This is a genomic window from Solemya elarraichensis gill symbiont, assembly GCF_002021095.1.
In the GTDB taxonomy this organism is placed as follows: Bacteria; Pseudomonadota; Gammaproteobacteria; order Chromatiales; family Chromatiaceae.
Map to the genome: position 1 here is coordinate 1 of NZ_MPRK01000058.1, position 8,757 is coordinate 8,757.

Annotated in this window: 9 protein-coding genes and 1 pseudogene; 5 read left to right on the forward strand and 5 right to left on the reverse strand. The window is 51.4% G+C overall.

Annotated elements, in window-relative coordinates:
* From nqrF to BOW51_RS04445, 5 genes are all read left to right on the forward strand, one after another.
* A partial coding sequence (nqrF, locus tag BOW51_RS04425) for an NADH:ubiquinone reductase (Na(+)-transporting) subunit F (protein ID WP_135568054.1) occupies positions 1-953 on the forward strand: 953 nt, incomplete at its 5' end.
* Positions 919-2,001, forward strand: a complete 1,083-nt coding sequence (locus tag BOW51_RS04430) for an FAD:protein FMN transferase (protein WP_078476628.1) — start codon at positions 919-921, stop codon at positions 1,999-2,001. The genes nqrF and BOW51_RS04430, both read left to right, overlap by 35 nt.
* Entirely contained in the window at positions 2,001-2,210 is a 210-nt protein-coding gene (gene nqrM / locus BOW51_RS04435; protein WP_078476629.1) for a (Na+)-NQR maturation NqrM, read from the forward strand. The genes BOW51_RS04430 and nqrM overlap by 1 nt, the downstream gene beginning before the upstream one ends.
* 80 nt (positions 2,211-2,290) lie before the next feature.
* Positions 2,291-2,698, forward strand: coding sequence for a CBS domain-containing protein (locus BOW51_RS04440; RefSeq protein ID WP_078476630.1), 408 nt, complete (start codon positions 2,291-2,293; stop codon positions 2,696-2,698).
* Between the two features lie 246 nt (positions 2,699-2,944).
* Entirely contained in the window at positions 2,945-3,184 is a 240-nt protein-coding gene (locus BOW51_RS04445; RefSeq protein ID WP_078476631.1) for a hypothetical protein, read from the forward strand.
* Between the two features lie 131 nt (positions 3,185-3,315).
* Here BOW51_RS04445 and nuoN read toward each other — a convergent pair whose 3' ends face one another.
* From nuoN to BOW51_RS04470, 5 genes and pseudogenes are all read right to left on the reverse strand, one after another.
* Positions 3,316-4,734 carry an NADH-quinone oxidoreductase subunit NuoN gene (nuoN, locus tag BOW51_RS04450; protein ID WP_078476632.1) on the reverse strand — a complete coding sequence of 473 codons (1,419 nt, stop codon included), beginning with the start codon at positions 4,732-4,734 and terminating at the stop codon, positions 3,316-3,318.
* 4 nt (positions 4,735-4,738) lie between these two features.
* Positions 4,739-6,259, reverse strand: a pseudogene (locus BOW51_RS04455) (NADH-quinone oxidoreductase subunit M).
* 32 nt (positions 6,260-6,291) lie between these two features.
* Complete coding sequence (nuoL, locus tag BOW51_RS04460) at positions 6,292-8,247, reverse strand: NADH-quinone oxidoreductase subunit L (RefSeq protein ID WP_078476634.1); 1,956 nt, start codon at positions 8,245-8,247, stop codon at positions 6,292-6,294.
* A gap of 2 nt (positions 8,248-8,249) precedes the next feature.
* A complete protein-coding gene (gene nuoK, locus BOW51_RS04465) occupies positions 8,250-8,555 on the reverse strand; it encodes an NADH-quinone oxidoreductase subunit NuoK (RefSeq protein WP_078476633.1) in 306 nt (101 codons plus the stop codon).
* Positions 8,552-8,757, reverse strand: a 206-nt coding sequence (locus BOW51_RS04470) for an NADH-quinone oxidoreductase subunit J (protein WP_370738154.1), incomplete at its 5' end; no start/stop codon positions are given. The genes BOW51_RS04470 and nuoK, both read right to left, overlap by 4 nt.

Below are 8,757 nucleotides of genomic sequence, written 5' to 3' on the forward strand. Positions count from 1 at the left end.
GGCGCTGGCGCACGTCAGAAAAACAGTCTCGCCTAGTGGCTACCGGGGACTACGCGCCTTCGATTCTCTCTCCTTGGCGCGCAGCGATCGAGGTGCCAGAAGAGGTCTTCGGCGTAAAGAAATGGGAATGCACCGTACGCTCCAACGACAATGTCGCCACCTTCATCAAGGAGCTGGTACTGGAACTGCCGGAAGGCGAAGCTGTCGATTTCCGTGCCGGTGGTTATATTCAGATCGAATCACCTCCCTACCATGCCAAGTTCACCGACTTTGATATCGATGACGAGTACCGCGAGGACTGGGACCGCTATAACCTGTGGCAGTACGAAGCCAACTTCAAAGAGGAGTCGATGCGCGCCTACTCGATGGCGAACTATCCTGAAGAACGCGGCCTCATTATGCTCAATGTGCGTATCGCCACGCCGCCGCCGAATGTGCCTGATGCTCCTCCAGGCATCATGTCCTCCTACATCTTCAACCTCAAGCCAGGTGACAAGGTGATGATCTCAGGACCGTTCGGGGAGTTCTTCGCCAAGGAGACGGAAGCAGAGATGGTCTTCATTGGTGGCGGAGCCGGCATGGCGCCAATGCGTTCACACATTTTTGATCAGCTGCGTCGTCTAAACTCAAAGCGCAAAATAAGCTTCTGGTATGGTGCCCGCTCGAAACGTGAAATGTTTTACGTTGAGGATTTCGACATGCTCGCAGCAGAGAACAGCAACTTCGAGTGGCACGTGGCCCTTTCTGATCCGCAACCGGAAGACAACTGGGATGGTTACCAGGAATTCATTCACGAGGTACTCTATAATGAATATCTCAAGGATCACCCGGCACCGGAAGATTGTGAATACTACATGTGTGGACCACCCGTCATGAACGCAGCTGTTATCCAGATGCTCAAAGACCTTGGCGTTGAAGATGAAAATATCCTGCTCGATGATTTTGGCGGATAAACAACATCGCATCACCATAACCAGTGTCGGCAGAACCCTGCTGGTACTGGTTAGCCTGTTTCTGCTTGCTGCCTGCAGCAACGAGCGGCAGGCTGTCGAACTCAACGGCAGCACCATGGGAACCGGTTGGTCGGTGAAGTACTGGTCTGATGAAACACTGCCGGACAACAGACAGGTCCAGCAAGCCATCCAGTCTCAACTCGACAGGCTTGAACAGATGATGTCAACATATCGTACTGATTCCGACATTTCGCGCTTCAATCACAGCACTTCAACTGAATGGCAACAAGTGCCTGCTGAATTGGCGGAAGTGACATCCGCAGCGCTGGGAATCTCTGCCCTGGCTGACGGCGCCTATGACATCACGGTTGAGCCCCTGGTTGAGCTGTGGGGATTCGGGCCTGTTAAAACGAATGGAAAGAAGCCCTCTGCCGGAGAAGTTGAGAGAGCCCTGCAAAATGTCGGCTACCGTAAACTTTCTGTCAATCAACATCCACCGCAGCTTAAAAAGAGACATGCGAATCTCTCCATCGATCTCTCGTCGATCGCCAAGGGCTACGCGGTCGATCTCGTTGCAGAGCAGCTTCAGGCGCTGGGCATTCCCAATTACATGCTGGAGGTCGGTGGTGAACTCACTACCAAGGGACAAAGCGAGCGTGGAACACCATGGCGCATCGCAATAGAAAAGCCAATCGACGGTATGCCAAGCGTGCAGCTTGTGATTGAACCCGACAACATGGGGGTTGCGACATCCGGTGACTACCGCAACTATTATGAAGATGATGCGGGCATGCGTTTCTCACACACCATCGATCCTGTCACCGGCATGCCGGTTAAAAACAGAATGGCTTCCGTGACAGTCATCATGCCGAGTGTCATGCAGGCTGATGGATATGCCACCGCCCTGATGGCACTTGGTCTGGACAGGGCCATAGAGCTGGCAGAGAAAAATACCATTGCAGCCTATTTTATTATCCGCAACGGTAGAGAGCTGCACACCGAAGCAACGTCCGAGTTTGCTGAATATATTCCTGGCGAGGAGCAATAATGGAAATATTTCTGATTACATTTATCGTCATGCTCGTGGTTGTCGCGATCATGGCCGTGGGATTACTGCAGAACAAGCGTATCAAGGGTTCCTGTAGTGGCCTCAATACTATTTCAGGCCTTGAAAGCGCGTGTAGTTGTGATTCACCCTGTGAAAAACGTCTTGCACGCGAAGCTGAGGCTGCTGGCAGGCATGCAGAAACGAACTGAAAACCATTTTGACTTGCCGGGCCAGGCAAAAGATATCACCTGGATAAATAGAAAGTAGAGCACTAACGGAGGATCACAGGATGGCTAAAGAAGTATTACGTTCACTGACAGTAAAACAGTACATGGCACGTGACATTGTCACCTTCAAGCCAGATACCGGCGTAATGGACGCCATCCACACACTGATCACACGTCGCGTTTCAGGCGCACCTGTCGTTGATGATCATGGCAATGTTGTCGGCATTCTTTCCGAGAAGGATTGCATGCAAGTGATGCTCAACGCCTGCTATCACGAGGAGCTTGGCGGTAAAGTCTCCGAGTATATGAAAACCGACGTGCAGGCTATCGAGGCAGAAACCAGCATTGTCGAAGCAGCTGAAATGTTCAACTCCTCTCCTGTAAGGCGATTTCCGGTCGTCGATGACAACTCGCTGGTCGGTCAGATCAGTCGCCGTGACGTACTGCGTGCTCTTGAAAAGATCTGGTAACAAATACAGCCCAATTGAACAATTTATACGCAATCAATGCACCTGTATCGCACATTCCGCACTATTTTAGTGCGGATTTTTGACTCTTCTTTCTCAAGTTCAATTTACTGCGAACACAGGGGAATCTTTTTATCCTTTTGTAACAATAGTTTAATAATTACCGAGTAAAATCCTCAGTATTGGCATCTTTATTGCACTAAGTAAATTAACTAGACTCGCATGCAAATATTATTAGAGGGTTTTCAAATGAGAAAACAGATCGAAAAAACCGCCGCACTGACTCTGCTGATGTTCAGTACACCACTGCTCGCTTCACATCCGGAAGGTTCTTCCCTGAAGCACGAGCTGGTCCACCTGTTTGATCAGCCAGGGTTTCTTCTCGCTGCAGGCACCGCATTACTCCTCAGCCTTGGTATACCGCTTGGCGTGACCCTTTACAGGGAAATGCGCGAATCAATGCAGATCAAGCAGCTGATTCAGAAGTAATAGAAACAAAACGACACACACCGGCGCCCACGGAGCAACGGGAGTTCGCATAGCGAATATTCTGTTGTGAAGTGGGCGTTGCGCGCTTTTACGGCAACGCCCGAAGGGGCAGGAACCTCTTGGAAGGTTCCCTAGATCAGGTTCATCAATATCGCCGGGAAGAGCCCCAGGGCGAGCATCGCCAGTCCATTGATTGCCAGCATCACCTGCGCTGCCCCGCCAACTTCAACCTGGACATCATCTGTCGGCTTATCGAAGTAGACGTGTTTGACAACACGGATGTAGTAGAAAGCACCGATAATCGAGAAGAATACGGCAACTAGCGCAAGCCAGGTCAGTTCAACCGAGACAATCGCTTCCAGCACAAACAGCTTGGCAAAAAAGCCAACTGTCGGTGGAACACCTGCCATTGAGAACATCAGCAACAGCATGGTGCCAGCAAGCCAGGGGTGTTTCTCATTGAGGCCCTTGAGTTGGTGTAACTGGTCGACCTCAAGCCCTTTTCTGTCGAGCGCAATCAAGACACCAAACGCACCGGCAGCCATGGCTGCGTAGACGATGGCATAGAAGACTGCCGCACGATATCCCTCATCAGAACCGGCGAGGATACCGAGAAAGATGAAACCGACGTGTGAGATTGTCGAATAGGCCAGCATGCGCTTGATATTTTCCTGCGCTATGGCGACGAGGTTACCAAGTGCCATCGACAGTACAGCGAGGATGATCAGCATCATCTGCCATGAGTCGTGCAGTTCACCCAATCCATCAACCAGTATGCGCATGGCAAGACCAAGAGCTGCGATTTTTGGCAGTGAGCCAACCAGCAAGGTCACAGGTGTTGTTGCACCGTCGTAAACATCAGGCACCCACATGTGGAACGGTACAGCACCGAATTTGAATGCAAGACCAATAACAACGAAGACGAGGCCGAAAATCAGAACTATGTCACTCTCTTTACCGACGACTGCCTGTGCAATAGACGGAAAATCGAGTTTACCGGTCGCACCGTACAGCATCGAGATGCCGTAGAGCAGCAGGCCGGAGGCAAGTGCACCGAGGACGAAGTATTTCATCGCCGCTTCAGCACTCTTTGATGAATCACGCTTGAAAGCGACAAGTGCGTAGAGACACAGGGAGAGCAACTCAAGGCCGAGATAGAGGCTGATGAAACCATTGGATGAGATCATCACCATCATGCCCAGAATGGCAAACAGTGTCAGGGTCATGAACTCCCCTCGCCACTGGCCGCTCTTCATCAGGCCTTCACGTGCATAAATGAAGACAGGTACAGCAATAAAGAGCAGAGATGCTTTCAAAACATCACTCAAAGGATCACGGATATAGGTGCCATCAAAAACCACCTGCGTACTACCGTCAGCAAACATCAGGGTAGTGCAACCAGCAGCCAGTAAGGTCAACAGGGTCAGGACGAAAGGCCAGGTGCGTTCTTTATCGGTGACCATCAGGTCAATAATCAAAACCAGGGAAACACCCGCCAGCAGAATGATTTCAGGTAACAGGGCAATCAGCTGTGTTGTATCGAATGCCATCAGATCAGCCTCCCACCTTGGATACAATAATATGTTGCAGCAGGTTCGTGACACTCACGTCCATCACCTCTATCAGTGGCGCAGGCCATACACCCAACAGCAAGACCATGAAAGCGAGTGTGCCTAGAACCAGTGCCTCGCGGGCATTGATATCCTGCAGGCTCGCAACGCTCTCCTTGGTTACATCGCCGAAGACGACGCGCTTCACCATCCACAAGGTATAGGCAGCACCGACGATCAGGGTTGTTGCTGCAAGAAGTGCAAACCAGAAGTTGGCGCGGAAACTGGCGAGTATAACCATGAACTCACCAACAAAACCGGAGGTGCCTGGCAGACCCGCATTCGACATGGCAAAAAAGACCATGAATGCAGCAAACCAGGGCATCACGTTGACGACGCCGCCATACGAGGAGATCTCCCTCGAATGCAGCCTGTCATATAAGACACCGACACACAGGAACATCGCCGCCGAGATAAAACCGTGCGACACCATCTGAACCATGCCGCCTTCAAGGCCAAGCACAGCGCCGGAATCGGCAGCAGAGTTCTGCACGATCATGAAGACGATAAAGAAGCCCAAGGTGACAAAACCCATGTGCGATATCGATGAGTAGGCGATCAGCTTCTTCATGTCGGTCTGTACAAGAGCAACAAATCCGATATAGACCACCGCAATCAGAGACAGCAGGATGATAATCCAGTCGAGCTCGTTACTTGCATCCGGAGTGATCGGCAGGCTGAAACGCAGAAAACCGTATCCGCCAATTTACAGCATGATCGCCGCCAGGATGACGGAGCCGCCGGTAGGCGCCTCAACGTGTGCATCCGGCAACCAGGTGTGGACCGGGAACATCGGTACCTTGACCGCAAAGGCCAGGAAGAAGGCGATAAAGATCAGTATCTGCTCCTTAAGGCCCAGTTCAAGTATGTGATAGTCGAGAATCTCCATGCTGCCTGACTGGAAGTACATGTAGATCAGTGCGACCAGCATGAATACAGATCCAAGGAATGTGTAGAGGAAGAACTTGATCGTCGCGTAGACGCGATTCGGACCACCCCAGATACCGATAATCAGAAACATCGGTATCAGCATCGCTTCCCAGAAGACATAGAAAAGCATTGCATCGAGCGCAGCGAATACACCTACCATGACGCCTTCCATGATCAGGAATGCAGCCATATAGCTGGCAGGTTTGTACTGAATCACTTCCCACCCGGAAATAACAACAAGAATGGTTATAAATGTCGTCAACAGGATCAGTGGCATGGAGATGCCATCAATACCTATGTGGTAGTTGATATCGTATGCCGCAATCCACGGGGCGTTTTCGACAAACTGCATATCGGCAGTTGTGACATCAAAACCACTCCACAGCGGAATGCTTAGTAAAAAGGTCAGAACAGCAACCACGAGAGCCAGCCAACGAGAGACATTCGGGGCTTTGTCACCACTGCCAAGCACCAGCAAGCCGCCTATAATCGGCAGCCAGATGACGGTGCTCAGTATCGGAAAATCTGCAAACATGCCCTAACCTATTCCTTCTATTCTGTAGATAATCATTGAAGTATCACGAACCAGCCGACCAGGCCTATCAGGCCGAGAATCATCGCAATCGCGTAGTGATTGATAAAACCAGTCTGCAGGTAGCGCGCCATACTGGCCAGCCAACCGATGCCATGCGCTGATCCATTGACAGCCACACCGTCGATCAGGAACTGGTCACCGCCCTTCCACAGCACCTTGCCCAGCATGCGACTGCCGCCGGCAAATACAAACTGAAAGAGTTCGTCAAAACCATACTTGCGATCGAGGATCGAATGGGCCCAGTCGAAACGCACCTTGATATCGAGTGCGATCGAGGGCTTCATGGTGTAGATGTACCAGGCTGTCAGGAAACCACCAAGCGCGAGCCAGAAAGGTACTTGCAACACGCCGTGAGTGACAAAGCCAAGTGCGCCATGATAATCCGCACCCATGTGTGCAAGCACATCATTAGCCGAACTGACATAGATCGCATCCTTGAAGAATTCACCGAACAGCATTGGTTCGATTGTGAACCAGCCGATGATCACAGAAGGAATCGCCAGCATGATCAGCGGTACAGTCACAACCCACGGGGATTCATGCAAATGTGCCTTGGCATGCTCATCGCGTGGTCCTTTACCGTGGAAAACGAGGAAGAACATACGGAAGCTGTAGAGAGCTGTTACAAAGACGCCCGCCACAAGCAGGTAGTACGCGTAGTTCGTACCGAAGCGATCAGCAAGGTGGACAGATTCGATAATCGCATCTTTCGAGAAGAAGCCCGAGAAGAACGGCGTACCAATCAGTGCCAGTGAACCAAGCAGGGATGTAATCCAGGTAATCGGCATGTACTTCCTGATGCCACCCATGTTGCGGATATCCTGATCATGGTGCATACCAATGATGACGGAACCGGCCGCGAGGAACAGCAGCGCCTTGAAGAAGGCATGGGTCATGAGGTGGAAAACACCGGCAGCATAGGCCGAGGCACCAAGCGCAGCAATCATGTAGCCGAGCTGCGACAGGGTCGAATAGGCAACCACGCGCTTGATGTCGTTCTGCACGATACCGATCAGTCCTGTAAAGAATGCCGTGGTGGCACCAATGATCAGTACAAAGCTGAGCGCGGTTTCGGAGAGTTCGTAAAGCGGTGACATACGCGCCACCATGAAAATACCTGCAGTAACCATGGTTGCAGCGTGGATCAGTGCGGAGATTGGTGTCGGGCCTTCCATTGAGTCCGGCAGCCACACGTGCAGCGGCATCTGTGCCGATTTACCCATTGCACCGATAAACAGCAGGACACAGATCACTGTCATCAGCGACCAGCTAGTGCCAGGGAAGATAGTGATTTGCTCATTCGCCAGACCGGCAGATTTCTCGAACACCTCGGCGTAATCGAGGCTGTTGGTATACATCGCGATCGCTGCGATACCGAGAATAAAACCGAAGTCACCGACACGGTTGACCAGGAATGCCTTGAGGTTGGCGAAAATGGCTGTCTCTTTCTTGAAATAGAAACCGATCAGCAGGTATGAGACCAGTCCGACCGCTTCCCAGCCGAAAAAGAGCTGCATGAAGTTGTTCGACATGACCAGCATCAGCATCGAGAAGGTGAACAGGGCGATATAGCTGAAGAAGCGCTGATAGCCCTCTTCGTGCGCCATGTAACCAACGGTATAGATGTGTACCATCAGCGAGACGAAAGTTACAACCGCCATCATCATCGCGGTCAGCTGGTCAACGAGAAAACCGACCTCGAAGCGCAGGCCGTCACTCACCATCCAGGTATAGAGACTGAGATTCTGTGGTTCGGAATCACCATGGGTGAAACCAAGCAGTACGTAAATTGACAGCACACATGCGATGCCAACACCAATAATCGTTACCCAGTGGGCGCCTGCCTTACCGACCTGGTTTCTCCACAAACCGGCAATGATGGCACCAATCAGCGGGGCAAGAACAATTGTCAGATAGATATTCTCCACGATCACCCCTTTAGCGTATCCAGATCCTGCACATTAATGGTCTGCCTGTTTCTGAACAGCACCACCAGTATGGCAAGCCCGATTGCGGCCTCGGCGGCAGCAACGGTGAGAATGAAGAAGACAAAGACCTGTCCAGCCATATCATCAAGGAAGTATGAAAAGGCGACAAAGTTGATGTTGACCGCGAGCAGCATCAGCTCGATGCACATCAGCAGCAGAATCAGGTTTTTGCGGTTAATAAAGATACCAGCGACACTCAGCGAAAAGAGTATGGCACTGACGATCAGGTAGTCAGATAATGCAATCACTCTTCTGCCTCCATCTTGATAATGCGCAGGCGGTGCTCTTTTTTCACCGTGACCTGCTTGGAAGGATCCTGATACTTGGTTTCAGGACGCTTTCTGAGTGTCAGGCTGATCGCTGCGATAATCGCAACCAGCAGAATTACGGCGGCGATCTCGAACGGGTAGAGATACTCGGTATAAAGCAGCGCACCGAGAGCCTCGGTAT